Raw genomic sequence first — 26,543 nt, 5'->3', positions numbered from 1 at the left:
AGTTCTCGCCACTAGTGGTAAACTTTTACTACGCTACGAGTAAATGGCTGAGTATGGGAATTGATTACACGAAGCTCCACGACCCGAACGCGGAGTACACGATGCGCGAACTCTCCTCGGAGACGATGGGGGTAACCGCGAAGCGCGGCGGCGGCCGCGACGTGGAGATCACCGACATCCAGACCACGATGGTCGACGGGAACTTCCCGTGGACACTCGTGCGAATCTACACCGACGCCGGCATCGTCGGCACCGGTGAGGCGTACTGGGGCGCTGGTGTCCCGGAACTCATCGAGCGCATGAAGCCGATGGTCGTCGGCGAGAACCCGCTCGACATCGACCGCCTGTACGAACACCTCGTCCAGAAGATGTCCGGTGAGGGCAGCGTCGAAGGCGTCACCATCACCGCCATCTCCGGCATCGAAATCGCACTGCACGACCTCGCCGGGAAGATTCTCGAACTGCCGGCCTACCAGCTCCTCGGCGGCAAGTACCGCGACCACATGCGCGTCTACTGTGACTGCCACACCGAGGAGGAAGCAGACCCCGAGGCCTGTGCCGACGAGGCAGAGCGCGTCGTCGAGAAACTGGGCTACGACGCCCTGAAGTTCGACCTCGACGTGCCCTCCGGCTTCGAGAAGGACCGCGCGAACCGTCACCTCCGCCCCGGCGAGATTCGTCACAAGGCAGAGATCGTCGAGAAGGTCACCGAGCGCGTCAAAGACCGCGCCGACGTGGCGTTCGACTGCCACTGGACGTTCTCCGGTGGCTCCGCCAAGCGCCTCGCTGACGCCATCGAGGAGTACGACGTGTGGTGGCTCGAAGACCCCGTCCCGCCGGAGAACCTCAAGGTACAGGAGGAGGTCACGAAGTCGACGACGACGCCCATCACGGTCGGCGAGAACCGCTACCGTGCGACCGAACACCGTCGACTGCTGGAGAACCAGTCCGTCGACATCGTCGCCCCCGACATGCCAAAGGTCGGTGGCATGCGCGAGACCCGGAAAATCGCGGACATCGCGAACCAGTACTACGTCCCGGTCGCGATGCACAACGTCTCCTCACCCGTCGCGACGGTCGCCAGCGCCCACGTCGGCGCTGCGGTCCCCAACTCGCTCGCCGTCGAATACCACTCCTACGAACTCGGCTGGTGGGAGGACCTCGTCGAAGAGACCGTCATCGAGGACGGCTACATCGAGATTCCCGAAGAGCCGGGCCTCGGCGTCACGCTCGACGAAGACGTCGTCGCCGAGAACATGGTCGAGGGTGAGACTCTCTTCGACGAGGCGTAAGCCGAAGTCACAATGTTCGACGAGAGTGAAACGACTCGTCGGGCCAGCGAATCACTGATTCGCGGGCTTCTCGAAAATTGCTGTTGCTAGTGTCCATCGGCCACTAAATCGGCCGTTTCACCTTTGTATTCGAGGGTCCTTTTATGCTCCCGAGTGCTTCAGAACGGGTTTGTCGCAGCGCTAGTACTCGCCGGCACGGTGAGTCTGGTGCTCACGGGGGTCGGTATCCGTCGATGGGGGTCACCGCGAGTGCGCTGGTTCACCGTCATGATGGCGTGTATCACGGTCTGGTCCATCGCGAACGCGATTCGGTTCAGCCAGACGACGCTCGATGCGTATCTGTTCTGGTTCAAGGTGAGCAAAGTGGGTATGCTCCCGGTACCGGTCCTCGCGCTGTTGTTCGTCTTCGCGTACATCGGCTATGATCACTGGGCCGGGTGGCCGCGGGCGGGCCTGTTGCTCGCGCATCCAGTCGCACTGTTCGTCGTGTACTGGGTGGATAGCTCGCTCATCTGGGCCAGCGTCGAGCCGGTGTCGGGGCCACCGGTGTTCCGAACCGAGATTACGTACACGGCACTGTTTCACGCCTCGTACGCCTACTTCTACGTCCTCATCGCGGTGGGTGTCATCCTACTGCTCCGGGAGTTTCACCGACAGCACCCGCTCCACCAGTATCAGACCGGTGTGGTCCTCGTCGGGCTGCTCGTCCCCGTCGTGGGGAACCTGCTGTGGTTCGTCGAGTTGAGCCCGGTCGAACACTTGGACCCGTCGCCGTTCTTGCTCACGGTGACCGGCGTCGCGTTCGGGATGAGCCTGTTCTGGTACGACCTCCTCGACGTGGTGCCAGTCGGTCGCCACGACCTCGTCTCGGTAATGCGCGACGGGTTCGTCGCCGTCGACTACCGCGGACGAGTGGTCGACGTGAACGGGGCCGCGTTGAGTGTGCTCGGTGTCGACTCGACTGACCTCGTCGGCGAACCGGCGAGTGCAGTCCTCCCGTTCGACTCCGGAGCCGTGGAAGATGGCGCGGTCGGCCGGAAATCGGCGAACGAATTCGTCACCGAAGTCGACGGTGAGCGACGGGTGTTCGAACTGCGCCGGTCCGACGTGACGTCACGGCGCTCTCGGGTCGCACAGCTGTTCATCTTCCGTGACGTGACGGACCGGTACGAGGTCGAACGTCGCCACAGTCGACTCCTCGAAGAGTCGTCGGACCTCGTGACCGTCTTCGACGAGAACGGGACCATCGATTACGTCAGTCCCGCGGTCAAACACGTCCTCGGGTACGACCGGGAGGAGTTACAGGGGACGAACGTACTGTCAGTCACGCACCCGGACGACCGAGAGCGACTCCGGTCGCAGTTCGAGACGTACCTGTCGCCGAGTGGGACCGAACTGACGGTCGAACATCGGTTGCGACACGCCGACGGATCGTGGTGTCTCGTCGAGTCGAAGGCGCGAAACCTCCACCACGACCCGTTCGTCGGCGGTATCGTGGTGAACTCCCGAGACATGACGGCTCGGCGCGAGCGCGAACGACGACTCGAACGCCAGAACGACCGACTCGAACAGTTCAGCGGGGTGGTGAGCCACGACCTTCGGAACCCACTCGGCGTCGCGCAGGGCTATCTCGAACTGGGGCGTGAGACAGGTGACGACGAACTCTTCGACGAAGCCGACAGTGCCCTGGACCGGATGGAACGACTCATCGACGACCTCCTGACGCTCTCGCGGGAGGGTCGAAGCATCGATGCCACCGCGACCGTCGAGTTCGCCACTGTCGTCCGACAGGCGTGGGTCAACGTCGACTCCGGGTCGGTGTCGCTCGTCGTCGAGAACGGCGACCTCCTACTCGCGGACGAGTCCCGTCTCTGTGAACTGCTGGAGAACCTGTTCCGCAATGCGGTCGAACACGGCGACGAAGAGGGCATCGTTCGGGTCAGGCGGACCGAGTCCGGGTTCATCGTCGAAGACGACGGGCCAGGGATTCCCGAGAGCGAGCGTGACGACGTGTTCGACTTCGGCTACACGACGGCCGCCGGCGGGACCGGCTTCGGACTCAACATCGTCCAGCGAATCGCCGAGGCGCACGACTGGTCCGTGCACGTCGGCGAGAGCGAGTGGGGCGGCCTCCGCCTCTCGTTCGACGGAGCCACGTCGTCCCTCTCTGGGGAATCGCCGGCGAGTCAGAACGACGACTGACACCGGCGACAGCCGCCGGGGGCCAGTTACATGAAGCCGAGGTCGCGCAGTCGACGCATCCGTGACTCCGTCTCGATCGCCCGGCCGGCGCGTTCCGGTGACCCATCGCCGGCGACGACCCACGCAGGACGGTCACCGGCCCGGCCGGACCCGCTGGCCGTGCCGATGCTCCGGTAGCCCTCGAAGTACTTCTGCGAGACTGGGAGGTCGGTCACCGTGATGTCGGGTGGCAGGTCCTGCTGGTCACGTGGGACGTGTCCCAGCGGATAGCCCTCGACGACATCGGGCACCAGCTTGCCCCACGTCACGTCCCACACGTCTCGTTCGGTGAGCGCGAGCAACGGGTGAACCCGGTCGTGCGGCACCGGCGCGTCGTGGCGCGGGCTGAAGAACGTCTCGTCCGAGCGAGCGGGCAGTTCGTCCCAGCGAACGCCCGTGAACACCCCGTCGAAGCCGTGGTCGCGCAACAGATCGGACAGTACGAGCGTCTGGAGCAGGTGCGCCCCCTCCGGCGAGTCCGGCGAGACGACGAACTCGTCGCGGTCGTAGCCCAGCACGGTCCGCAGTTCCCGCCGTGCGCGTCGTGGCAGGGCGTCGACCGGGACGAGTTCCCCCGGTTCGAACACCGAGAGTTCCTCGTTGCGCGCGACGAGTAAATCGAGGTTCCACCGCTTCGACCACCGCTCGACGAACGCCGCTTCGGCCGTGAAGTGGTCGAAGTGGTCGATGAAGACGACCGGCGGCGTCGGAACCCCGCGCTCTGTTGCAACCTGTCGCACGAGCCAGAGCAACAGCGTCGAGTCCTTTCCACCGGTCCACAACACGACGGGGGCGTCGTAGGCGTCCAGTGCGGTCTCGACGACCGCACGCGCCTGTGCGAGTCGGTCGTCGAGCGTCGGGTAGTCGGCCGCAGTGTGGCCACTCCCGAGGCTGTAGTCGATACGGGGGTGCATACCCCTAGAAAGGCTGTCAGAAGGTGTATCGCTGTCGGCGAGTAGGGTGCCCGCTACCGATTACATGTAGCCGAGGTCACGCAGGCGCTCCATCAGGTCTTCTTTGTCCTGGGCGCGGCCTGCGCGCTCGGTCGTGTTCTCCAGGTCCTGCAGCCACGCGGGCTTGGCCTCGGCCTTGTCGGTCGAGACTTCGGACCCGAGCGAGCGGAAGCCCTCGAAGTACTTCGGCGAGACGGGGATGTCCTCGTGGGTCAGGCCGTTCGGCAGGTCGTCGTAGTCCTGCGGGACGTAGCCGTCGTCCGGGTACTCGTCGACCGTGTCCGGCACTACGAAGTACCAGAACGCCTCCCACACGTCGGCCTCCATGAACTGGAGGATGGGTTGAATGCGGTCGTGGGGCGGGTAGATATCGGGGTCGTGACGCGGGCTGAAGAACGTCTCGTCCGCGCGTGCCTCCTGTTCGTCCCAGCGAATACCGGAGATGATGCCGTCGATCTCCTCGGATTCGAGGGTGTCGTTCAGTGCGACGGTCTTGAGCAGGTGGTTCCCGACGTAGGTGTCGAGCAGGAACGGGAACGTCTCCTCCTCGTATTCGAGGATGTTGCGAATGTGGTGCTGGTTGTGTTCCGAGAGCGCGTCGACCGGGATGTCGTCGCCCGGTTCGAGGTCGTTCTCGTCGACGTACTCGCCGACGTCGGTGTTACGCGCCCACTTCACTTCGAGGTCCCACTCGTCGGCCCAGTGCCGGACGAAGTCCATGAGCTCGTCGAAGTGCTGGTAGTGGTCGATGAACACCGTCGTGGGAAGGTCGAGGTCGTACTTCTCTGCGACCTCCTTCACGAAGTAGAGCGTGAGTGTGGAGTCCTTGCCGCCGGTCCACATCACGGCCGGGTTCTCGTACTCTTCGAGGCCCTTTTTCGTCACGTCGAGCGCCTTCTCGAGTTTGTGCTGGATGGACGGGTAGTCCTCGGGGGACTCGCCTTCACCGTCAGTGTAGTCGACGTCGAGGTAGTCGGGGAACTCGGACATCTGTAATTAGATGTAATTACGGCCCTGCCAAAGTGCTTTTTGGGGCCGGAAATCTCTTCGGGGTTTCCCGTATATGCAAAATTCGGCATTTATGGAGTCTGTGGAGGAGTTTTTCGTTTTCGAGAGTCGTGTTGTCATGGCGCATTCTGATAAATCTGTCGGCCGTTAAGAGTTCGATTTCGGTGTTCGACGTGACCCTTCACTACCGGCATGGCGCGCGCTGACGAGTGTGTCTCGCGAAGCGAGACCACGAGGTGTAGCCGCGCGAGGGATGAGCCAGAGCGAGCGGAGCGAGGTCTGGCGAATCGGATGGGGAGGGTGTGGCTGCGGTCATGTTCCATCGGCGCGAGTGAACTGTTCCTCGGAACCGGAATCATCGACGACAGGCCCCCTTCGAGTCAGCGACGACGTGCAGAGACCCCAACCACGAAGGCCACCGACAATCCCCCTGATAGCCGGAAGGTACTTGCCTCCGAATCCGTATCCTCAGTGCATGCATGCGAGGCGGAAACTCGTCGCCGTGGTGGCGGTGACGGTTCTCCTGACGAGTGGGTGTTTAGGCTTCGTCACGGGTGACGAGGCCCTAGAGTACGGTGCGAATCAGGCTGTCGTCGCCGACAGCGCCCTCGGGCCTGACGGCACCGGCTACACCGAGACCGCGGTCGAGAACCGGACGACCATCGTCGACGGCGAAGAGGCCGGTATCGGCAACCGGACCATCAAGGTCCACAATCAGGTCGCGCAGTACGAGAAGAACGACGACTTCATCGACGAGAAAGTCGGCATCTTCGCCGTCGTCTCGACGCACCAGACCGACGTGGTCGGCCAGCCGATGAACCCCGTCAAGGACATGAACAACTCGGCCGTCCTGAACCAAGTTCTCGGCCAGTACGAGACCTCCTACGGCGAGGTCACGGACATCCAGCGCGACGGTGAAACCGACGTCACGATGCTGGAAAAGGCGACGACCGTCGGCGTCTACACCGGTCAGACGATGCAAGACGGCGAACCGACCGAGGTCAAAATCTACGTGACCATGGTGAAACACGGCGAGGACTTCGTCATCGCCATCGGCGGCCACCCGACGAAACTGCCCAACGAAGAGGCCGACGTGCTGACGATGATGGAGAACGTGCAGCACAGCACTGACGACGAAGAATAACCGCGACGAGTCCGATTTTTCAGTTCCAATCGTCGACAGCACGAGCGGTTCGAAGAACCCGAGTGCTGTCGTTCACTGGGAACGAGCGAAGCGAACGGGCGAAGCCCGTGAGCCAAGTGAGTGACCAGCCTTTTTGGCCGAGCTTTTTGCCCGAGCGGGTCGCGAACGAAGTGAGCGACCCCGAAGGGGAAAAAGGGCGTTAGTAGAACTCGCGAACCAGGTCCATCGTCCCCTCGGCCGCTTCCTCGGAGATGTCGGACATGTTCTCGTTCACGCCGTGAATCTCGTGGTACGGGACGCTCTCTTCGTCCTGGTAGAGGACGCCCATGTACTCCTTGTCGCCTTCGAGAATCTTCTGCTTGGCCGCTTCACGGTCGCTCGGGTCGTGGCCCTCTTCCTTGAGGTCGACGAGCGAGTCGCGGAAGTAGTCGTACGTGTCGACGTCGTTGAACGTCACACACGGACTGAAGGTGTTGACGAAGCCGAAGCCGTCGTGCTCGATGGCTTGCTGGATGATCTCGGCGTGGCGCAGGGCGTCGGAGCTGAACGACTGGGCGATGAACGTCGCACCGGCGGCGAGTGCGAGCGCGAGTGGGTTGACCGGCGGCTGCTGCGGGCCTTCCGGCGTCGTGCTCGTCTCGAAGTCGGAGCGCGAGGTCGGCGAGGCCTGCCCCTTGGTCAGCCCGTAGATGCGGTTGTCCATGACGACGTAGGTCATGTCGGGGTTCCGGCGAACGGCGTGGACGAAGTGCCCAGCACCGATGGAGTAGCCGTCACCGTCGCCACCCGCGACCATCACTTCGAGGTTCGGGTTGGCGAGTTTGACGCCCGTGCCGACGGGCAGGGCGCGGCCGTGGACGCCGTGCAGCGCGTAGCTGTGCATGTACGTCCCGATTTTGCCGGAACAGCCGATACCGGCGACGACGAACGTGTTGTCGGGGTCGTTGCCCGTGTTCGCCAGGGCCTTCATCATGCCGTTCATCGTGCCGAAGTCACCACACCCGGGACACCAGGTGGGCTGCTTGTCGGACTTGAAGTCGGTGAATCGAACGTCGGAGCTCATGCTTGTGCCTCCTCGATAGCCGCAGCGATGTCGTCTGCGAGTTCGTCCGCCTTGAAGCGGATGCCGTTGTACTTGTTGATGCGGTCGACGCGTTCGAGCACGTCGTGCTCGATGAGGTCGGCGAACTGGCCGGTGGCGTTACACTCGACCACGATGACCTCGTCCGCGGCCTCGACCTCGTCCGAGAGGTCCGGGCGCGGGAAGATGTACGGAACCGAGAGGACCCGCACGTCGACGTCTCGCTCGTCGAGGTAGTCGAGCGCCTCGATGAGTGCGCCTTCGTTCGACCCCCACGAGATGACGAGGTTCTCTGCATCGGGGTTGCCGAACTCGCGGTAGTCGAAGTTCTCCCGTTCGCGTGCGGTCTCGACCTTGCGGTAGCGCTTGTCGACCTGCTCGATACGGACGTCGGTGTCCTCGGTCCGGCGACCGAGCGCGTCGTGTTCGAGACCGGTGCTCATGTGTGCGCCCTGTTCCGTGCCGGGGAAGGCACGCGGCGAGATGCCGTCCTCGGTGGCGGCGTGGGGCTGGAAGCGACCTTCGTCGTCGAGCCACTCCTCGATGGAGTCGTCGTCGACGACGTTGCCGCGTTCGATTTCGACTTCGTCCATGTCGAAGGTGTCCGGCGTGAACGTCTGCTCGGTGACTGCGAGCGAGAGGTCGGCCAGCAGGTAGACGGGCGTCTGGTACTTCTCGGCGTAGTTGAACGCCTCGACCGTCTTCCAGAAACACTCGGAGATGGTCGTCGGGGCGACGACGAAGCGCGGAATCTCGCCGTGGCCGCCGTACAGCGCCATGTTGATGTCGGCCTGTTCTTGCTTCGTCGGCATCCCGGTCGAGGGACCGGAGCGCATCACGTCGACGATGACCAGCGGCGTCTCGCTAGTGGCGATGAGACCGAAGGTCTCTGCCATCAGGTCGATACCGGGACCGGAGGTCGCGGTCATCGAACGGGCACCGGCGCGCGCCGCGCCGAGGGCCATGTTGATGGCGGAGAGTTCGTCCTCTGCCTGGACGACGTGACCGCCGAACTTGTCGATGCGACCGGTCAGGTACTCCATCACGTTCGTCGCGGGAGTGATGGGGTAGCCGGCGTAGAAACGACAGCCAGCGGCGATGGCGCCCATCCCGATTGCCTCGTCACCGTTGAGGAGGACGTAGTCTTCGTCGGTCGTGTCGAGGTCGTAGTCCGTCCCGAGGTCGTAGTGCTCGGCGACGTACTCCTGTCCGAGGCGCGCGGCCTCTTTGTTGTTCTCGACGATCTTCTCGCCCTTCGAGCCGAAGCGCTTCTCCAGCGCCTCGTCGAGGTTCTCGATGGGGAAGTTCGAGATTTCACACGCGGCACCGAGCGCGACGATGTTGCGCATGATTGCGCCGCCCGCGTCTTCCGCGAGCGATTTCAGGGGCACGTCGACGGCGTGCATCTCGTCGGGCACGTCGGCCTCCCACGAGCGCTCGCCGTCGTAGATGACGACGGAGTCGTCGTGGAGTTCGTCGAGGTTCTCGTCGATGGTCCGCTGCGTCAGCGCGACGAGGAGGTCGAGTCGGTCAACGACGCTCTGGACCGGGTCGACGGCGGTTCGAATCTTGTATGCTGTGTAGCCACCTCGGATGCGGGACGCGAAGTCCTTCGAGGTGAATACGTGTCTTCCTGCACGCGACAGGGCCTGAGCGAAGATTTTGCCGGTGGAGTCGATGCCGTCACCGGCCTCTCCGCCGACAGCCCAGTTTAAGTCCTCGGCCATGTTGGCGACGGATACCCAGCGTGGGAGTAAAAGGGTTCTGAAACACGGGGGAATCGGCCGGAAGGGAAGGCATTTACGCGATTACGGAATAGCCGAAACTATGGACGAGACGACAGTCAGCGTCGCGGCTGTTCGGTCGGTCGGTTCGGACACCATCGCACTCGACCTCGAAACGCCAGACGGGTTCGACGCCCTCCCCGGGCAGTTCGTGCTACTCCGCGCCGAGGTCGACGGTGAGGAGATGAACCGGTACTACACGCTCTCCTCGCCGACCGTCGACGAGACGTTCGAGATTACCGTCGGCGTCGACCCTGATGGGGACCTGTCGCCGTGGCTGGCCGACCTCGACACCGGTGCCGAGGTCCGCATCGAAGGCCCCTATGGGGAAGTCTGCTACGACGACGAGGGCGACGTGGTCGTCGTCGCGGGCGGTCCGGGTGTCGGCCCGGCCATCGCCATCGCCGAGCGCGCGGTCGAACACGGTCACGCGGCGACTGTCGTGTATCAGGACGACGACCCAGCACACGAGGACCGACTCGACGCGCTCGCCGACGCAGGCAGCGAGGTCTTCATCTTCGCCGACGACGCAGACGACGAACTCGCCGAGGCAGTCGGTGCCGCAGCCGAGGACGGCGACGTGTACGTCTTCGGGTTCAAAGAGTTCTGCCAACTGGCCGTCGACGCGCTGGAAGCGGCTGGCCTCGACGCCGACGAGGCGAACGTCGAGAGCTTCGGGTAGGTCGGCTGACCAGTGCCGACAGGCAGTCGACTGAACGGGAAGTTGGCAACCCATTTGTCGGCAATCTGTTCCGGTTTGATAGGTCGTCGAATCGGTCGCTCCTCCCCCCTGAGTGGTCGCCAATCCTGAACTCCCAATTCTTCCTAATTTCGGCGTTTCAGCTTCCCTAACGGTCTTTTAGGAGAAGGTAGAATAGGTGGGTATGCGACGCCGACAACTGCTCACCGCAATCGGTGGTACCGCATACCTCGCAGCAGTCGGCTCCGTTGGGGGAGCCGTGGGGGCTGACGATGGTGGATACGATGACACGCGCTCGTTCGGAGGCGGGCCGGGCTTCGAACTCGAAGCCGAACCGAAGGGCGGCACCTTCCCGGAAGATGCCGAGCCCTTCGCACGAGCCACGCTCGGCACGCGCGAGAGCGTCGACTTCGCGGACAACACTGCGCCGCGCGTGGTCCGCATCTGGAACGACAGTGACGAAGAACGGCGGATCGGGTTCCGCGTTCGTGACCGCAGTCGGGTCCGTCTCTGGCAGATCCGCTCGTTCCCAGCCAACGGCTGGCTCGAACTCACCGTGAACACGCCCGCGAAGTACGTCGTCGCCATCGACGTCTCGGGCGCGGAGGCAGCCGAAATCGGACTCGGCGCGTTCGACTGTAACGCGTCGACCACGTCGATTCGTGTCGACGTCGGCGGTATCGTGAGTTCGACCAGTGAGTCGACGCTCATCGGGTGTCCGTCGTCCGAACTCGTCGACGCGACGGTGACGTCTGAGACCGGTCGCTGTGGCACGCTCGAAGCCGCGACGGTCTCGCGCGAAAACGAGGAGGTACTGGTCGACGGGACGGTCCTGACGCCGAATCCGTGCTACACCGCCCGCATCGAATCGGTCGACCTGCGCGACGACCGGCTGACCGTGACCGTCGGCGCGACGCCCGCGTCCGAGGCGGCCTGCGTCGAGTGTGTCGGGCACGTCCCGTACCAGTCGCGGATGCGCTTCGAGAACGCCTACCCGAAGCGCGTCGTCGTCGACCACGAGGTCAACGGCCGCAAGACGCGCATGTTCGACGACGAACTCGACTAATCACTCGGTCACGGATTCGTCGTAACAGACGAATTCCACACGATTTTCTTCGGGGTCAGAGAAGTAGAGCGACCGCCACGACACCCACTCGTGCGTGGCGAAATCGAGGTCGATGCCCAGTGATTCGAGTCGCTCGCGCTCCGTTTCGAAGTCGCTCACGTCGATGGTGAACGCGAAGTGGTCGACCGTCGTGCGGGCCGGGTCGGGCGCGACGTAGTCGTCGCTTCCAGCGCGGTCGAACAGGGCGACGATTTGCGTGTGGCCGCCGTGGCCCTCGCGCAGTCGGAAGAAGGTGCTCGTGTCGAATCGTTCGAGGACGGAGAGGCCGACCACGTCCCGGTAGAACGCCGTCATCTCGTCGAGGTCGTCGACGCGCAGTGCCAATTCGCCGATCTCTTTCACAGTGGCTTCGCTCGTGGTCATCGCTGGAAGAACGCGCGGTGTCCGCCTCACCGTTTCGGTCGGGTCGACAGCTGCGCCGCGGTCAGGTTTGTTGGCATGGCACGGACCCGACAGCCGACGCGAACGCCGCGGCGTGGTCGGCGACGAACGTGCGCAGGTCGCGCGGTTCACGACCGAGTACGTGCGCTACGTCGTCCGTGACTCGACTCGCGAATCCCAGACGGGCGGTCGTGTAGATACCGACCATCGCGAGGACGAATCCGGGCGACGCGTCTCGGCCACGCCACCGCCGAGCGAACGCGAGTGCAGAGGGGGACGGATAGGTAATCTCCCGGCCGAGTACGTCCGAGAACACGTCGGCGGCTTCGTGGTACGTGAGTGAGACCGGTCCAGTCACGTCGTACGCGCAGTCGACGTGAACACGGTTTTCGAGTGCTGCTGCGGCGACCGCCGCGACATCGCGCGCGTCGACGAAACTCGTCGCGCCGTCGCCGGCCGGGACGAACAGTTCGTCGTGGCCGCAGATATCCTCTCGCTGTGTCGTCAGGAAGTTCTGCATAAAGAACGACGCTCTCACGAATGTGTACGTCATCCGTGACCCGGCGACCGCCTTCTCGATGCGTCGGTGGGGCAAGAGTGGGTTCTTCTCCGCACCGAGGACGGAGAGGACGACACAGTGTTCGACACCCGACCGGGCCGCGGCCGCGACGAACGGGATGACATGTCGGCCGACGCGGGTCGCGGTCGGTGGTCGCAGGAGGAACAGTCGGTCGACGTTCTCCAGTGCGAACCCCCACGTCTCCGGTCGTTCGAAGTCGAAGGTGACGGTCTCGGCGGCTGCTGGCAGGTCGGCAGTCGGTGGATTCCGGACTGCTGCGCTGACGGGAACGTCGTCGTCGACGAGTGCACGCACCAACGGTGCCCCGACAGTCCCTGTCGCGCCGGTCACGAGGACGAGTCCATCCATAGTCGAGAGACGCATCCCGGCTACCTGAGGGTTCTCCCGGACTGTCAGGGATATGATGACCTCGCTCGCCAGCGGGTCGCGCCGTACCGTCGACGCCGTGCTCCGCCCTCGCACGTCGCGTAACGAAGTGTATAGCCAGTACATTCATCAGCGCCCTCCGCCGATTTCGAGTGAAGGATGTCGCCCGCTCGTTACAACGCCAGAGAGGTCGCCAGACGGGTCGGTCGTCTCACGCGCGAGTACGACGACGTGACCGTCGTCACGGAGCGCGAGGAGCCGAGCGGGGAGTTCGACGACCTCCGGGCGCACGCCGAGGACGGCTACATCGGCGGCGCGTACTGTTGGACGGTTCGAACCGCGGACCAGGTCGCAGGACCCGGAGCAGGAGACGGATGCGTCCGAGACGACACCGAGGAGGCGCGCGAAGCGCGAGAGCGCGTCTTGCTCGGGATGGGCCGCGAGCGCGATAGCTGGTGTCCACCCGGCGGCGGCCTGCGGGGCTACGACTCCGACGAACCGGGCAGCGGCGAGACGTTCGAGCAGACCGCGACCCGGGTCGTTCACGAGGAGACCGGCATCGACTGCGAGCCGACCGACTGTGTGTTCGTCCACTGGGCCATCGTCGAAGACCCCTGTTCCGCCGACGAGGTCCACCTCGCGTACGTCGTCTTCGACGGCGCGTACTGCGGCGGGAGCGTCGCCATCGAGTCCGACCAGCTAAACGGCGCGGCGTGGTTCGCCGACTTGCCGCCGAACCTCCACTACTTCGCCCAGCGTCGCGCCGACGCGTGGCCTGTTGAAAACAGGTAGTTTCTTGTTCACTTGCTGATTCGATACGGAGTCCATGCCGCCCCAACACAATGCCGACGAGGTCCAGCGCCGCATCGACCGCCTCCGAGACGAGTACGACGAGGTGATGGTCACCCCTGACCGTGACGAGCCGCTCGAAGATTTCGCGTCGCTTCGTGACTACGCCGAGGACGGCTACATCGGCGGAGCGTACTGTATCGCGGTACGTCGCCCCGAACAGGAACACGACCTGACGGAGTCGATGCCCGACGACGCACACGGCGTTCACGACCACTGCCTGCTGGCGAAAGGTCGTGGATCTGACCAGTGGGGGCCGCCCGGCGGCGGCCTCGAAGGGTTCGACCCAGCGGAACCGGGCACCGGTGAGACGTACGAAGAAGCGGCGGTTCGAGAGGTCGAAGAGGAGACGAACGTCCAGTGTGAGATTCGTGACGACAGTCGCGTGAATGTCTATCACCTGGTCGTCGAGGACTCGAAGAGTGCGGCCGAAGTCCACCTCGCGTACGTCGTCTTCGAGGCATCCTACGTGGGCGGGCACATCGAAATTCAGCCGGGTGAACTGAACGGCGCGGCGTGGTTCGCTGAGTTACCAGCCGCACGGCACCCCTCGCTTCAGCGGTGCGCCGCGTGGTGGCAGGACGTATGACGACGGACCCCGGTTTCGCGCGGGACTGGGGTGACCACTACCGACACGACGAGACGTTCGAGGTCTCCGGCGACCGGTTCGACGAGATTCGAGCGACCGCCGAGGACGGCGCACTCGGGGGTGCGCGAGCCGTGGTCCGACACGACGGCCACCTGCTGCTCTGTCGCGTGAAGACCGACACCGACGGCTGGGACTCGGTCGGCGGGAGTGCCGAACCGGTGGACGAATCGCTCGAAGCGACCGCTCGCCGGGAGGTGCGCGAAGAGGTCGGCCTCGACGTGCGACCCACCGCGTTGCTCGGCGTCAACCACTTCACGTTCGTCTCGGAGAACGAGCGCGTCGCCGGCCGTTGGCCGACGTTCGCTGCGACGGTGTCGGATGGGGAACCCGGCGAACCGCCGTCGCTGAACGTGCAGACAGAAGAACTCCACGAGGCCCGGTGGTTCGAGACTATTCCGGCGAACGTGAACCGACACGCAGCGCCGATGATTCGTGCAGTTTTGGAGAAATAGCGACGGGTTCTGTTTCAGTGCTGGACGAACTCCAGCAGGACACCGTGGGTGTCTGCTGGATGCATGAACGCCACGTCGTGACCCCACGCGCCGGTCCGTGGTTCCTCGTCGATGAGCCGAACATCGTGCTCACGGGCAGTTTCGAGCGCGGCGTCGATGTCGTCGGTGGCGACGGCGAGATGGTGCAGGCCGTTCCCGTTCTTCGCCAGATAGCGGGCGATGGTCCCCTCTTCCGAAAGCGGTTCGAGCAGTTCGAAGTAGCCGTTGCCACAGTCGAGGAAGACGACGCGCATCCCGTCGAACTCCTCCTCGTGAACGAGTTCGAAGCCGAACAGGTCGGTGTACAGTGCGGCCATCTCACCCGCGTCCTCGGTCGCGATGCCGGCGTGGTCGAAGTGCATACGTCTGCGGACGAGCGCCCGAGCAAAGAAGGTACAGACTCGCCGCGGACAGGGTGAAACAGTTCTCTCAGCTTGACGAACTGTTAAGCGAACTATGACTAATGGTCAAGTATGAAACGACGAGCCATCCTCGCCAGTGTCGCCGGACTCGGCGCGATGGCGGGCTGTCTCGGTGACACGGGCGGCGGCGACTCGACGACGGGGACGACCCGGACACCGACAGGAACGACGCAGCAGTCACCCGACACCGCGACGGCGACCGACCGGCCGACCGAGTCGCCCGACTCGGAAACTGAGACGACCACCCAGCCCGAAGACGAATCGGGGACGACCGAGGACGATGGCGAACCCGAAGACGATTTCGAGTGGGACCCCGCGTCCGACGACCCGTTCAAGACGTTCGACTTCGGCGACCGGAGTGCGGTCGCCTTCCCGGACAACAACCGCCCACTGACGGTCCGAATCTGGAACATGGCCGACGAGGAGCGCAAGATTTCGTTCGACGTCGACGACACCGGTTCTGCCGCGGTCCAGGGATACAAGATACCGTTCCCACCGAACGAGTGGATGGAGTTGTCGATACTGGTACCATCGACGTACACGCTCGCGGTGTCGACGGACGACGAGTCAGAAGACCGTGTGCAGTACGACCACGGCGACTTCGACTGCAACGAGACGGTCTCTTTCGTCGGCATCGATGCCGAGAACCGAGTCCGGCAGAAGACGCAGACGACGCTGGTCGAGTGTCCAGACCCGACGGTGACCACGACCGACCTGACCGACGGTGACGGAGCGTGTGCATCGGAAACGCGGTCGAGTGCCAGCGTTACATTCGGCGACGAGACCGTGACGGTCGACGGCGAGTTCCAGACGGGAGACCCGTGTTACGACCTCGAACTCGCGGACGCGAACTACGACGCCAAGACCGACGAACTCGTCCTCACGGTCGCGGCGTCTGATACCGGGGACGAATGCATCGAGTGCGTCGGTCTCGTTCCGTACGAAGCCGCCGTCGGCTTCAAGTACGACTTCCCGACTCACGTCGCGGTGCAGCACCAGCAACAGGGTGAGACGACGACTGTCGCGCGGGCGACCCGGAACGCAGCCGACTGAGTGCCCGAGAGACGCACTGAATCCTCACTGCCGCGAGACGGGGAGTTATCCCGTTCCCCGTCGACCCTCCTGCCATGCAACCGGCCGACCTCCGCGAGGACGTGCCAGCCCTCGACAGCACCGTCTACCTGAACACCGGCGCGAGCGGTCCGAGTCCACGCCGCGTCACCGACGCCGTGGAGTCGTGGTACGAGTTTCAGGAGTTCGACGCGCCCGGTGGCGAGGGGATGTACGTCCCCGCGTTCGACCTGTTCGACGACGTACGCGAAGTCGTCGCGGACCACGTCGGGGCGCGCGACGAGGAAATCGCACTCACGACGAGCACGACCGACGGCATCGGCCGATTCGCGCTCTCGATGGACTGGAACGAGGACGACGTAATCGTCAGAACCGACGACGAGCACGCCGCCGGTATCCTCCCGTGGCGTCGCCTCCGCGAGGAAGTCGGCGTCGAGGTTCGCGTCGTCGAGACCGACGCCGGACGAATCGACCGCGACGAGTGGAAAGACGCCGTCTCGGATGCGACGCTCGCCACCTTCTCCTCTATCTGCTGGACGACCGGCTATCGCACCGACGTGGCCGAACTCACCGACATCGCGCAGGACGCCGGTGCACGCGTGTTGGTCGACGCGGTCCAGTCGACCGGTCAGCACGCCTTCGACGTACACGAGTGGGGTGCGGACGCAGTGGCCGGGTCAGCCCACAAGTGGTTGCTCGGGCCGTGGGGCGCGGGCTACTTGTTCGTCGAATCGGACTTCGCCGAGACGCTCAAACCTGTGCAACTCGGCTACCGGAACCTGAAAGACCCCTACGCGGAGCCATACGAGTTCGAAGCCGGCGCGAAGCGATTCGAGTTCGGGACGGTCGCGCCCGCGCCCTACGCGGGTTTGCGCGAAGCCATCGAGATGATGGAGGACGTCGGACTCGACACCGTGGAGGACCACATCGCCGACCTGACGGACTTCCTCAAGGACGAATTGGGCGACGACCGACTCGTCTCACCGCGCGAGTATCACTCCGGACTGGTCGCCTTCTCCGACGACGACCCCGAGGCGACGGTCGAGCAGGCGGCCGAACAGGGCGTGAAGATTCGCTCGATTCCGACGAAGAACGTCGTCCGGGCGTCGCTGCACGTGTTCAACACGCGCGACGATGTGGACGCGTTGCTGGACGCCATCTGACGGGAAACGGAACGAATCAGAAAGAGAGCCGACTCAGACCGTGCCGCCGGGGTGGTACTCCCCGAACACGTCGCGCATCACGTCACAGACCTCGCCGACCGTCGCGTACGCCTTCACGGCGTCCACGATGTACGGCATCACGTTGTCGTCGCCCTCACAGGCCTCGCGTAGCGCGTCGAGTTTCGCCTCCACGTCTTCGTCGTCGCGCGCCTCGTACACGTCCTCCAGTCGACGAATCTGGCGCTGTTCGTCCTCTTCGGTGACCTCCTGAATGTCCATCTCCGGTTCTTCGTCGATTTCGAACTCGTTGACGCCGACGATGACGCGGTCGCCCGACTCGATCTCCTGCTGGCGGTCGAACGCGGTGTCCTGAATCTGGCGCTGGACCCACTGGCTCTCGACGGCTTTGCGCATGCCGCCCTTCTCGTCGACGGTGTCGATGAGGTCGAACGCTTCTTCCTCCAACTCGTCGGTGAGGGCTTCGACGTAGTAGCTCCCGGCGAGCGGGTCGATTGTGTCGGCCGCGCCGGACTCGTGCGCCAGAATTTGCTGGGTGCGGAGCGCGGTCCGAACCGACTGCTCGGTCGGGAGTGCGAGCGCTTCGTCCTTCCCGTTCGTGTGCAGGCTCTGCGTGCCGCCGAGGACGGCCGCGAGTGCCTGATACGCGACGCGGACGACGTTGTTCTCGATTTGTTGGGCCGTCAGCGTCGACCCGGCGGTCTGAGTGTGGAACTTGAGCTGCTTCGATTTCGGGCTCTCGGCGTCGAAGCGTTCTTCCATTATTTTGGCCCACATCCGACGGGCGGCGCGGAACTTGGCGACCTCCTCCAGAATGTTGTTGTGGGCGTTGAAGAAGAACGAGAGCTGTGGCGCGAAGTCGTCGACTTCCAGCCCGGCGTCGAGCGCGGCCTCGACGTACTCGATGCCGTCGCCGAGGGTGAACGCGAGTTCTTGGGCGGCAGTCGACCCGGCCTCGCGGATGTGGTAGCCCGAAATCGAGATGGTGTTGAACTTCGGGGTCTCGTCGGCACAGAACTCGAAGATGTCCGTGATGACGCGCATCGACGGTTCCGGCGGATAGATGTACGTGTTCCGCGCGATGTACTCCTTGAGCAGGTCGTTCTGGATGGTGCCTCGAAGCTCTTCACGCGGCACGCCCTGTTCGTCCCCGACAGCGATGTACATCGCCAGTAGGACCGACGCTGGCGCGTTGATGGTCATCGACGTAGAGACTGTGTCGAGCGGGATGCCGTCAAAGACGGTCTCCATGTCGTCCAGCGTGTCGATGGCGACGCCGGACTTGCCGACCTCGCCCGCCGACATCGCGTTGTCAGAGGCGTAGCCCATCTGCGTGGGTAGGTCGAACGCCATCGAGAGGCCGGTCTGGCCCTGGTCGAGCAGGTAGTGAAAGCGCTCGTTCGTCTCCTCGGGCGTCCCGAAGCCGGCGTACTGGCGCATCGTCCACAACCGGCCGCGGTAGCCGGTCGAGTAGACGCCGCGGGTGTACGGGTCCTGCCCCGGGAAGCCGAGGTCGTCCTGATAGTCGAGGTCGGCCACGTCGTTTGGCGTGTACAGCCGGTCGACCTGCTGGCCCCCTGTGTCGGTCTCGAACTCGTCTTTGCGCTCGCCGAATCGGTCGAGCACCGGGTCGACCGACGCGTCTTGCCACGCCTCTTTCGAGTCGCGGATGGCGTCGAGGTCGTCCTCGTCGAACATACGAAAACCGACGGCCACCCCGGCCTTAACCGTTTTCGAACCCCCGGCCACTCAGACAGCGTCGTCGGGAGTGTGCTCAGCCGCCATCCGACCCGCTTCGTCGGCGTAGCGGTCTCGCTCCGCTGGGTCGTCGACCGGCCCGAGGTTCGAAAGCGGAACGTCGAGGCCCGCCCGCGTCACACGATGGTCGCCGGTGAAACTGGTCAGTGCACGCTCACGCCGGTGGTAGAATCGACCGTCTTCGGTCGCGTACACGAGGATGACGATGTTCTGTTCGTCGTCGGAGTACGTCCGCTCGACCAGCCACATCCGCTTCGTCTCTCCGGTCTCGTGTTGTTTCACCATACCGTGGTTTCGCGGTCGAAACCCAAACCGGTATCGGACACTTTTTGCGAGTCCACGACCCAGTTCCGAACATGGACGCGCCGATTCCGGACGACGACGAGGGCGAGGACCTCGGACCGGCAGGCGCACCGATTCCGGACGACGACGACGAAGTCTCGCGCAAGCAGGCGTTCATCTACATCCTCCCGTTCTTGCTGCTCGGCCTCGCCGACGTCGTCCTCCTCCTCGGCTGGGGACTCGACCCGCTCTGGGGCTTCATGATTCTCCCGCCGATACTGATGATCAGCTTCCTCGGTTGGATCGCGTTCAAGTACGGCTTCGTGAGCGACCATCAGGACTACCAGTACGCCGACGACGAAGAAGAGCCGAGCGTCGACTGACCTACGCACTCGGGCAGTCCACGGTCACGGTCCCAGTCGTCTTCTCAGCTTCCCGTATCGTACTTGTAGGTCGCCTTTTCCGTGTCGATACCGAAGTCGTCGGGCGAGATTTCGTCGGGAACGTCTCGCTGCCTCGCCGCACCCTTGAACCGCTCACGAAGCCGAGACGGCATCGTGAACGAATCGACGTCGAGTCGCATCGACTTGGCGTCCGGCGCAGTCTCTTCGCGTTTCTCGACGATTCGCTCTTTGAGTACCTGCGGGAGGTCGTCTTCCGGTAGTCGCTCGAAGCCGAACTGCACGAGGTAGCCGCCTTCGTCGGTGAGCGAGTACACTACGTCGAATCCCTCGTCGTGTGCGTACTCGACGAGTCGCTCGATGACGTGTGCGCCGACACCCTGCCCGCGCCAGTCGTCCAGCACGCCGATGCTCGTCAGTTCACAAACGTCGTCCTCTTCGCCCTCGCGGCGGCCGCTCTGTTTCCGGTCGCCGTCGCTACTGGTGTAGGCGCGGATGCGGCCGAATCCGGCCTTGTCACCGGATTCTTCGTCGACGGCGATGACGTAATCGCGGGAGCGGAACGCCGAGTCGTCGAGACCCATCGCCTCTATCTGGTCCAAGAGCCAGACCTCGTCTCTGTTTTTGGCATCCCGAACGTACATGCTAATTGGTAGCTCTTCGAAGGCAATAGCCGTTGTCCCCACGGCGACGGGGAATCTCTCTGGACAGGGCCCAGTCGTCGGTTACTCGCCCTGCCGAACTGCGTCGACGATGGCCGGCCAGGCGTCGGTCGCTAACTCCGTGTCGCCGAGCGCGGACCCACCGAATCCGGGGACACGCTCGCGATAGTCCCGGTACGGCGCGCCGACGCCGTGGCCAGCGTCGGGATGGTCGAGATGAATCGTCTCCCGGTCGGCCTGTCGCCGCCACAGGCCGATTCGCTCGCAGAAGGCAGTCGCGGGCCAGACCGTGTCGTGGCCACCGGAGACGACGGTCACGTCCGGAACATCTGCCCACGGGAGCGCGGCAGCGTCCATCTCGTCTAAGCTGGCTTCCGAGAGTGTCCGTTCGAAGAAACTCGACTCTTCGTCGTCGACCGATTCCTCACTCGGAAGTGGGAGACAGGAGACCGACTCGCCGTCGCGGTGCCACCGTGCCGTCGCCGGTTCTGTCCCCGCGACCGGGAACGCGTACGCCGTCGGCGCGTAGGCGACGACCGTATCGACTGCGCTACGACTCGCACCGAGCAGTGCTGCCGCCTCGGTTCCGCGGCCGACACCGACGAGCGACAGCGGTGTTGACACGTCGTCTCGCTCGGTCAGGCTGTCGAACGCGCCTTCGATGGCGTCGAGCGAGATGGACTCATTGTCTTCGTCCCCACCTTCGACTCGCGCGGTGTCGTAGTCGGGCACGAACACAGCGACGCCCGAACTGGCTAGTCGCTCGGGCAGTCGGTCCGCCATCTCCGTCTCCGGGTCTGCGAGGAACACGACGGCCGGCGAGGCGTCGTCACCCGGTGGGTGGAATAGCGTTCCACCAGCGACCGGTTCGTCGTCGGCCGCAACAGTCTCGGTCTGCAGGTCGGGCGAGACCAGCGTCCGAATAGTCTCCCCGTGGAGCAGTTCGCCGTCGACCTTCGCGGAGACGGCGATAGAGACCTGGCCAGACTCGTCGAAGATGGCGTACGGGAACAGGTACTCGTCCTCGGGGCGGAGTTCAGCGAGCGGCATCGGGCCGCCGAGGTCGCCGCCGCGACGGAGCGTCGCTTTCGTCGTGTCCAGTTCGCCATCGGTCGTCGTGGAGTAGACGGCGGTCGCTTCGAGTTCGCGGTCGGCGTCGTCGGTCACCGTGAATCGGACAGACACGTCCTCCATGACGGGACCGTCCGTCAGGCGGACTGGAAGCGGGTCGCCGACTGTCGTCTCGGTCGGGAGCGAGAGTTCGGGCATGGGCGGGGATTGCCCGCGGGCGGGGGTAAGGGCGACGGTCGAAGTCGACGTGGGCGAACCCGCCCGAAAAATGAGGGCAATTTTTGTGGTCTCCGCGAGTTCGCTCGCACATGGAATCACTGGAGGACGTGTCCGAGGTGGCCTTCGAACCGTCACAGGAGTTCATCGAGTCCACGAACGTCTGGGAGTTCATGCAGGCGTTCGACATCGCGGACTACGACGACCTCATCGAGCGAACGACGACCGAAGTCGACGGCGTCGACGAGAGCGGTGTCGACTGGTTCTGGGACGAACTCGTTTCCTACCTCGACATCGAGTTCTACGAGGACTACGACACGGTCCGAGACGACAGCGAGGGCCCGCAGTTCACGGACTGGTACCCCGGTGGTGAACTCAACATCGCCCACAACACACTGGACCGGTGGGCCGAACTCGACGAACCGAAGCGCAACTCGGTAGCCTGCATCTGGGAGGGCGAACCCGGTGACGTGCGCGAGGTCACGTACCACGACATGTACCGGCAGGCGAACATGGTGGCGAACTACCTCGAATCGGTCGGTATCGAGACGGGCGACACCGTCGGCCTGTACATGCCGATGGTCCCCGAAGTCGTCTCCATCCTCTACGGCTGTTTCAAAGTCGGTGCTATCGCGGTGCCTATCTTCTCCGGCTTCGGTGTCGACGCGACGGCGACGCGCATCTCGGATTCCGAGTGCTCCGTGCTGTTCACCGGTGACGGCTTCTACCGCCGCGGCGGCGAAGTCACGCTGAAGGGCGCAGCAGACGAGGCCATCGAAGAGGCTGGCCACGTCGAACACACCGTCACGTTCCAGCGACTCGGCCACGAACCCGGCGAGGACATGTCTTGGGACGACGGCCGGGACCGGACGTGGGCCGACGCCGTCGAGACGCAGGACGACTACTACGACACGAAGTCGCTCGATTCGAGTCAGGAGTCCATGCTGCTGTACTCCTCCGGGACGACCGGCAAGCCGAAAGGCATCGTCCACACCCACGCCGGTGTCCAGCTGCAATGTGCGAAAGAACTCTACTTCGGCTTCGACCTCAAGCCAGCCGACCGGTTCTTCTGGGTCTCCGACATCGGCTGGATGATGGGGCCGTGGACGCTCATCGGCAACCACACGTTCGGCAACACGATGTTCATGTACGAGGGTGCGCCGGACCACCCCGAACCCGACCGGTTCTGGGAGATGGTCGACCGCCACAAGCTGACCCAGTTTGGCATCTCGCCGACGGCCATCCGCGCGCTGCGAAAGCACGGCGACGAGTGGCTGGAGGGTCACGACCTTTCGAGCCTCAGAATCCTCGGGTCCACTGGCGAACCGTGGGACCCCGAGTCGTGGCAGTGGTTCCTCGACAACGTCGGCGGCGGCGAGGCGCCCATCATCAACATCTCCGGCGGGACCGAGATTTGCGGCTGCTTCCTCATGCCCATGCCCATCGACTCGCTCAAGCCCTGCACGCTCGGTGGCCCGGGCCTCGGCATGGACATCGACATCGTCGACTCCTCGGGAGAATCCATCAAGGACACCCACGAGCGCGGCTTCCTCGTCGCCCGCGACTCCTGTCCGAGCATGACGAAGTCGCTCTGGTCGGGCGACGAACGCTACCTCGAAGAGTACTGGTCGTCGTTCGAGGACCCGCCGATGTGGGACCACGGCGACTGGGCGCAGATGGACGAAGACGGCTTCTGGTTCCTCCACGGCCGCGCCGACGACGCGCTCAACGTGGCCGGTCGGAAGGTCGGTCCTGCCGAGGTCGAAGGTGCACTCATCGACCACCCGTCGGTCAATCAGGCCGCGGCGGTCGGCGCACCGGACGACACGACCGGCACGGCCGTCGTCGCCTACGTCATCCTCGAAGACGGCACCGAGGAGACCGACGACCTCAAGGACGAACTGCGCGAGCAGGTCGGCGACGAGTTGGGCAAACCGTTCCGCCCGCGCGAGATTCTGTTCGTCGACGCGTTCCCGAAGACGCAGTCCGGGAAGATCATCCGACGTGCCATTCAGGCGACGTACACTGGCGAAGACCTCGGCGACATGTCGAGTATCGAGAACCCCGGCGCGCTCGACGACCTCGACGACGCCCGGTAACACGACCCTCCTAAGGCGTCCCGAATTCCGTTGGCACTCGCTTCTGCCCAGTCACGTGACACTCGTGCTTAACCGATGGCGACGCGTACTCTGTGTGTGACTGGACTGTCCCCGGTACGACTGCCGGTGGTCGCGCGAGCGAAGCGCTGGTCACTCACACTCACTGGACTCGCGGCGATCGCCCTCTCACTGTCGTACTACGCTGCCAACCACGACGCCCCGCTGTACGACGGGCTCGTGACACTCGTTCCGCTGAGCGTCGCCTGCTGGGTCGCACTGGTCGGGTACCGGGTCGGCCACGCCGCCATCGACCCGAACCGCGTCTGGCGACTCACCGACCGGACGGTTCTCGGCGCGGCCGTCACCGGGGTCGGACTCGTCTCGTTCGTCCTCCTGTTCGTCTCGTCGGTCCTCGGTCCAGACGCGGTCGTGACGTTCCTCGAGTACACCCTCGACCTCGGCGGGACAGTCCTCGTTCGAGACGTGTTGCTCCACGTCCTCATCGCCATCGTCGTCGGGGCCGGTGGTGGGCTCCTCGTCGGACTGTACGAAGACCGGATGAGCGAACGTGCTCGCGAACTGAAGCGCGTGAACGAACGCCTCGACGAGTTCGCCGCCGTCGTCAGCCACGACCTGCGAAACCCGCTCACTGTGGCCGAACTCAACCTGCATCTGGCCCGCGAGACCGGTGAACAGGAACGCTTCGAGGCGGTCGAACGGGCACACACCCGCATGGAAGAACTCATCGACGACGTGCTCACGCTCGCCCGAGATGGCGACGAAGACCTCACGCCGTCGCTGGTCGACGTGAGTGAGGCTGCGCGCGACGCGTGGGAGACGACCGACACCCGCGACGGCACGCTCGACGTGAAACCCGTGGGGACCTTGCGGGCGGACCCGGCGCGACTCAAGACGTTGTTCGAGAACCTCTTTCGAAACGCGCTCGACCACGGTGGCCCGGAGACGACGGTCGAAGTCGGGCCACTCGCGACGGGCGGGTTTTACGTCGCCGACGACGGGCCCGGGATTCCAGCCGACGAACGTGCGCAGGTGTTCGAGGCAGGCTACACCACTAGCAAAGACGGTACCGGATTCGGTCTCGCCATCGTCAAGCGAATTGCCGAGGCACACGGTTGGCAGGTCGTCGTCGCCGACCCGGCGCAGTCACGAGTACCTGTCAGTGAGTCCGGATTCCTCTCTTCACCGATATCGACTGAACCGGTGACCCACGCTGCTGACCTGTCCGGCGCACGGTTCGAGTTCCGAACTGGGTGAATGCTACCATAGCGCATCGAACACTCAGCAGCCATCGCGTACCTCATCGGACTCACCGGAGTCGTCGCCGTCGCACTATACTTCCTGAACGGCGTACAGAACGGAACGATGCCGTGGAACAACCTCGACCTGAACATCGTGAACTTCACCTTCCTGTTCCTCGGGCTGACCCTGCACGGGACGCCCGCGGTGTACATCGAGGTGATGAAAGCAGCCGCCGAGAACGTCTGGGGCATCATCCTCCAGTTTCCGTTCTACGCGGGCATCATGGGCATCCTGGGCATCCTGGGCATCATGGCGTACGCGCCTGGAGGGTCGACCTCACTGGCGACGCAGATCGCCGAGGGGATGGTCGCCGTCTCCCCGGACGGGGCGCTCCCGGCAATCGCATTCCTCACGGCCGGTATCGTCAACATGTTCGTCCCCAGTGGCGGGGGCGAGTGGGCAGTCGTCGGCGAGCCGCTCGTGCAGGCCGCCAAAGCGTCGGATACGTCCGTTGCGCGCGTGCCCATGGCCGCCTCGTGGGGTGACGCCTGGACCAACATGATTCAGCCGTTCTGGGCGCTGCCGCTGCTCGCCATCTCGGGCCTGTCGGTCCGCGACATCATGGGCTACTGTGTGCTGGTACTGGTCGGTGCGGGTACCATCGTCATCGTTGGCATCACACTGTTGCCGATGTAGAGAGCGGTACGCAAGAATCAGAGCACGACCGAATCGAGTTCGAACACTCGTTTTTCGGGACAGTCGTCGTCGCCACGAGTGACTGCCACGTCACCCTGCGTCTCGTCGTCGGGGAACAGTATCTCGCTCCCGGCGAGCAGGGGTGCGAGAACGCCCGCACCGAGCGTCCGTGGGTCGTCGAGTGACGTACGAACTGCGACCTGCTCGTCGCCTGCCAACGAGAGCGACTCGTGTGCTGTCTCCGCCCACTGGAGCAACTCCGTGTGGGAGTAGCCACGAGTACCTGCGAGCAGTATTTCGGTGTCGGGAAGACACGGTTCGGGCGGCATCGTCGGGTTCTCGCTCCACACTTCACCTTCCCAGTAGTGATGTGCCGGGTCGGTCGAGTCGTCGCCATAACCGACGTACTGTGCGCCTGCTGGGAGGGCGTACGACGCCAGTTCGTCGTGTGGGGCGACGAGGACTCGTGCGTCGTCGAGTGCAACCGTCCCAGTCGCTTCATCGGCCCAGTCGAATCGCGTCCGTGCGCCGAGCAACGACGCGCCGAGGAACGCCAACACCGGCTGTGCACGTCGCTCTGAGACGACTGCCACGGTCGACCCCTCTCGGACACCCTGATGGTGCAAGAAGTTCGCAGCCTTCCACGCCGTCGTCAACAGCCGGCGGTAGTCGTATCGCTGGACAGCGGTCCCGGCGACGAACAGGGCGGGGGCGTCGCTCCGTCTGTCCCGGGCGAGCACGTCGGCGAGCGTCTCCATGGCCCGCGGTTCGCCCTGCCG

The 26,543-nt window shown here is 64.3% G+C and carries 25 protein-coding genes and 1 pseudogene; 14 read left to right on the top strand and 12 right to left on the bottom strand.

Annotated elements, in window-relative coordinates:
- Window positions 1-53 precede the first annotated feature (53 nt).
- Both ACSC1P_RS14145 and ACSC1P_RS14140 read left to right on the top strand, forming a co-directional pair.
- On the top strand, window positions 54-1,292 hold the full coding sequence (locus ACSC1P_RS14145; RefSeq protein WP_435360835.1) for a mandelate racemase/muconate lactonizing enzyme family protein: 1,239 nt from the start codon (window positions 54-56) through the stop codon (window positions 1,290-1,292).
- A 153-nt stretch (window positions 1,293-1,445) separates the two neighbouring features.
- Window positions 1,446-3,494: a histidine kinase N-terminal 7TM domain-containing protein gene (locus ACSC1P_RS14140; RefSeq protein WP_435360834.1), complete on the top strand. Its 2,049-nt coding sequence runs from the start codon at window positions 1,446-1,448 to the stop codon at window positions 3,492-3,494.
- A 26-nt stretch (window positions 3,495-3,520) separates the two neighbouring features.
- Here ACSC1P_RS14140 and ACSC1P_RS14135 read toward each other — a convergent pair whose 3' ends face one another.
- Both ACSC1P_RS14135 and ACSC1P_RS14130 read right to left on the bottom strand, forming a co-directional pair.
- A complete protein-coding gene (locus tag ACSC1P_RS14135; protein ID WP_435360833.1) occupies window positions 3,521-4,447 on the bottom strand; it encodes a phosphoadenosine phosphosulfate reductase family protein in 927 nt (308 codons plus the stop codon).
- 60 nt (window positions 4,448-4,507) lie between these two features.
- Window positions 4,508-5,476 carry a phosphoadenosine phosphosulfate reductase family protein gene (locus tag ACSC1P_RS14130; protein ID WP_435360832.1) on the bottom strand — a complete coding sequence of 323 codons (969 nt, stop codon included), beginning with the start codon at window positions 5,474-5,476 and terminating at the stop codon, window positions 4,508-4,510.
- Between the two features lie 493 nt (window positions 5,477-5,969).
- Here ACSC1P_RS14130 and ACSC1P_RS14125 point away from each other — a divergent pair, with 493 nt between their 5' ends.
- Complete coding sequence (locus ACSC1P_RS14125) at window positions 5,970-6,638, top strand: DUF6517 family protein (protein ID WP_435360831.1); 669 nt, start codon at window positions 5,970-5,972, stop codon at window positions 6,636-6,638.
- A 199-nt stretch (window positions 6,639-6,837) separates the two neighbouring features.
- On the opposite strand, the gene ACSC1P_RS14120 is transcribed toward ACSC1P_RS14125, so the two are convergent.
- Window positions 6,838-7,701, bottom strand: coding sequence for a 2-oxoacid:ferredoxin oxidoreductase subunit beta (locus ACSC1P_RS14120; protein WP_435360830.1), 864 nt, complete (start codon window positions 7,699-7,701; stop codon window positions 6,838-6,840).
- Complete coding sequence (locus ACSC1P_RS14115; RefSeq protein WP_435360829.1) at window positions 7,698-9,446, bottom strand: 2-oxoacid:acceptor oxidoreductase subunit alpha; 1,749 nt, start codon at window positions 9,444-9,446, stop codon at window positions 7,698-7,700. The genes ACSC1P_RS14120 and ACSC1P_RS14115 overlap by 4 nt, the downstream gene beginning before the upstream one ends.
- Before the next feature lie 100 nt (window positions 9,447-9,546).
- Here ACSC1P_RS14115 and ACSC1P_RS14110 point away from each other — a divergent pair, with 100 nt between their 5' ends.
- Both ACSC1P_RS14110 and ACSC1P_RS14105 read left to right on the top strand, forming a co-directional pair.
- Window positions 9,547-10,185 carry a ferredoxin--NADP reductase gene (locus ACSC1P_RS14110; protein ID WP_435360828.1) on the top strand — a complete coding sequence of 213 codons (639 nt, stop codon included), beginning with the start codon at window positions 9,547-9,549 and terminating at the stop codon, window positions 10,183-10,185.
- A gap of 202 nt (window positions 10,186-10,387) precedes the next feature.
- Window positions 10,388-11,269 carry a hypothetical protein gene (locus ACSC1P_RS14105; RefSeq protein ID WP_435360827.1) on the top strand — a complete coding sequence of 294 codons (882 nt, stop codon included), beginning with the start codon at window positions 10,388-10,390 and terminating at the stop codon, window positions 11,267-11,269.
- Here ACSC1P_RS14105 and ACSC1P_RS14100 read toward each other — a convergent pair whose 3' ends face one another.
- Window positions 11,270-11,692 carry a VOC family protein gene (locus tag ACSC1P_RS14100; protein ID WP_435360826.1) on the bottom strand — a complete coding sequence of 141 codons (423 nt, stop codon included), beginning with the start codon at window positions 11,690-11,692 and terminating at the stop codon, window positions 11,270-11,272.
- Between the two features lie 61 nt (window positions 11,693-11,753).
- Window positions 11,754-12,638: an NmrA family NAD(P)-binding protein gene (locus tag ACSC1P_RS14095; RefSeq protein ID WP_435360825.1), complete on the bottom strand. Its 885-nt coding sequence runs from the start codon at window positions 12,636-12,638 to the stop codon at window positions 11,754-11,756.
- A gap of 177 nt (window positions 12,639-12,815) precedes the next feature.
- Between ACSC1P_RS14095 and ACSC1P_RS14090 the strand changes: the two genes are divergently transcribed.
- From ACSC1P_RS14090 to ACSC1P_RS14080, 3 genes are read left to right on the top strand one after another with little or no spacing between them, the layout of a single operon-like run.
- Window positions 12,816-13,448 (top strand): NUDIX domain-containing protein, encoded by a 633-nt coding sequence (locus tag ACSC1P_RS14090; protein ID WP_435360824.1) that lies wholly within the window; start codon window positions 12,816-12,818, stop codon window positions 13,446-13,448.
- A gap of 34 nt (window positions 13,449-13,482) precedes the next feature.
- Window positions 13,483-14,094: an NUDIX domain-containing protein gene (locus tag ACSC1P_RS14085; protein WP_435360823.1), complete on the top strand. Its 612-nt coding sequence runs from the start codon at window positions 13,483-13,485 to the stop codon at window positions 14,092-14,094.
- A complete protein-coding gene (locus ACSC1P_RS14080; protein WP_435360822.1) occupies window positions 14,091-14,606 on the top strand; it encodes an NUDIX hydrolase in 516 nt (171 codons plus the stop codon). Before ACSC1P_RS14085 ends, ACSC1P_RS14080 begins: the two co-directional genes overlap by 4 nt.
- 14 nt (window positions 14,607-14,620) lie before the next feature.
- On the opposite strand, the gene mce is transcribed toward ACSC1P_RS14080, so the two are convergent.
- Window positions 14,621-15,007, bottom strand: a complete 387-nt coding sequence (mce, locus tag ACSC1P_RS14075; RefSeq protein ID WP_435360821.1) for a methylmalonyl-CoA epimerase — start codon at window positions 15,005-15,007, stop codon at window positions 14,621-14,623.
- Between the two features lie 111 nt (window positions 15,008-15,118).
- Here mce and ACSC1P_RS14070 point away from each other — a divergent pair, with 111 nt between their 5' ends.
- Both ACSC1P_RS14070 and ACSC1P_RS14065 read left to right on the top strand, forming a co-directional pair.
- Entirely contained in the window at window positions 15,119-16,120 is a 1,002-nt protein-coding gene (locus ACSC1P_RS14070) for a hypothetical protein (RefSeq protein ID WP_435360820.1), read from the top strand.
- Between the two features lie 74 nt (window positions 16,121-16,194).
- Entirely contained in the window at window positions 16,195-17,301 is a 1,107-nt protein-coding gene (locus ACSC1P_RS14065; protein WP_435360819.1) for an aminotransferase class V-fold PLP-dependent enzyme, read from the top strand.
- A 33-nt stretch (window positions 17,302-17,334) separates the two neighbouring features.
- Here the strand turns inward: ACSC1P_RS14065 and ACSC1P_RS14060 are convergent, their stop codons facing one another.
- Window positions 17,335-19,017, bottom strand: coding sequence for an acyl-CoA mutase large subunit family protein (locus ACSC1P_RS14060; RefSeq protein ID WP_435360818.1), 1,683 nt, complete (start codon window positions 19,015-19,017; stop codon window positions 17,335-17,337).
- A 51-nt stretch (window positions 19,018-19,068) separates the two neighbouring features.
- Window positions 19,069-19,362 (bottom strand): DUF7967 family protein, encoded by a 294-nt coding sequence (locus ACSC1P_RS14055; protein ID WP_435360817.1) that lies wholly within the window; start codon window positions 19,360-19,362, stop codon window positions 19,069-19,071.
- A gap of 71 nt (window positions 19,363-19,433) precedes the next feature.
- On the opposite strand from ACSC1P_RS14055, the gene ACSC1P_RS14050 reads away from it, so the two are divergent.
- The gene (locus ACSC1P_RS14050; RefSeq protein ID WP_435360816.1) at window positions 19,434-19,742 is read left to right on the top strand and encodes a DUF8142 family protein; all 309 of its coding nucleotides are present in this window, start codon (window positions 19,434-19,436) and stop codon (window positions 19,740-19,742) included.
- A 44-nt stretch (window positions 19,743-19,786) separates the two neighbouring features.
- On the opposite strand, the gene ACSC1P_RS14045 is transcribed toward ACSC1P_RS14050, so the two are convergent.
- On the bottom strand, window positions 19,787-20,404 hold the full coding sequence (locus tag ACSC1P_RS14045; RefSeq protein ID WP_435360815.1) for a GNAT family N-acetyltransferase: 618 nt from the start codon (window positions 20,402-20,404) through the stop codon (window positions 19,787-19,789).
- 81 nt (window positions 20,405-20,485) lie between these two features.
- On the bottom strand, window positions 20,486-21,691 hold the full coding sequence (locus tag ACSC1P_RS14040; protein WP_435360814.1) for a dienelactone hydrolase family protein: 1,206 nt from the start codon (window positions 21,689-21,691) through the stop codon (window positions 20,486-20,488).
- A 110-nt stretch (window positions 21,692-21,801) separates the two neighbouring features.
- On the opposite strand from ACSC1P_RS14040, the gene ACSC1P_RS14035 reads away from it, so the two are divergent.
- From ACSC1P_RS14035 to ACSC1P_RS14025, 3 genes and pseudogenes are all read left to right on the top strand, one after another.
- Window positions 21,802-23,808, top strand: coding sequence for an AMP-binding protein (locus ACSC1P_RS14035; protein ID WP_435360813.1), 2,007 nt, complete (start codon window positions 21,802-21,804; stop codon window positions 23,806-23,808).
- Window positions 23,809-23,904: 96 nt separating this feature from the next.
- Window positions 23,905-25,083, top strand: a complete 1,179-nt coding sequence (locus ACSC1P_RS14030; protein WP_435360812.1) for a sensor histidine kinase — start codon at window positions 23,905-23,907, stop codon at window positions 25,081-25,083.
- 12 nt (window positions 25,084-25,095) lie between these two features.
- Window positions 25,096-25,764: pseudogene (locus ACSC1P_RS14025) on the top strand (TIGR00366 family protein); the annotation flags it as partial.
- 17 nt (window positions 25,765-25,781) lie between these two features.
- Here the strand turns inward: ACSC1P_RS14025 and ACSC1P_RS14020 are convergent.
- A complete protein-coding gene (locus ACSC1P_RS14020; protein ID WP_435360811.1) occupies window positions 25,782-26,522 on the bottom strand; it encodes an AMP-binding protein in 741 nt (246 codons plus the stop codon).
- Between the last annotated feature and the right edge of the window lie 21 nt (window positions 26,523-26,543).

The sequence above is a fragment of the Haloarchaeobius caseinilyticus genome (genome assembly GCF_051207395.1).
Classification (GTDB): Archaea; Halobacteriota; Halobacteria; order Halobacteriales; family Natrialbaceae; genus Haloarchaeobius.
The sequence above is the reverse complement of the archived record's forward strand: the minus strand, read 5'-3'. Positions and strand labels throughout refer to the sequence as shown.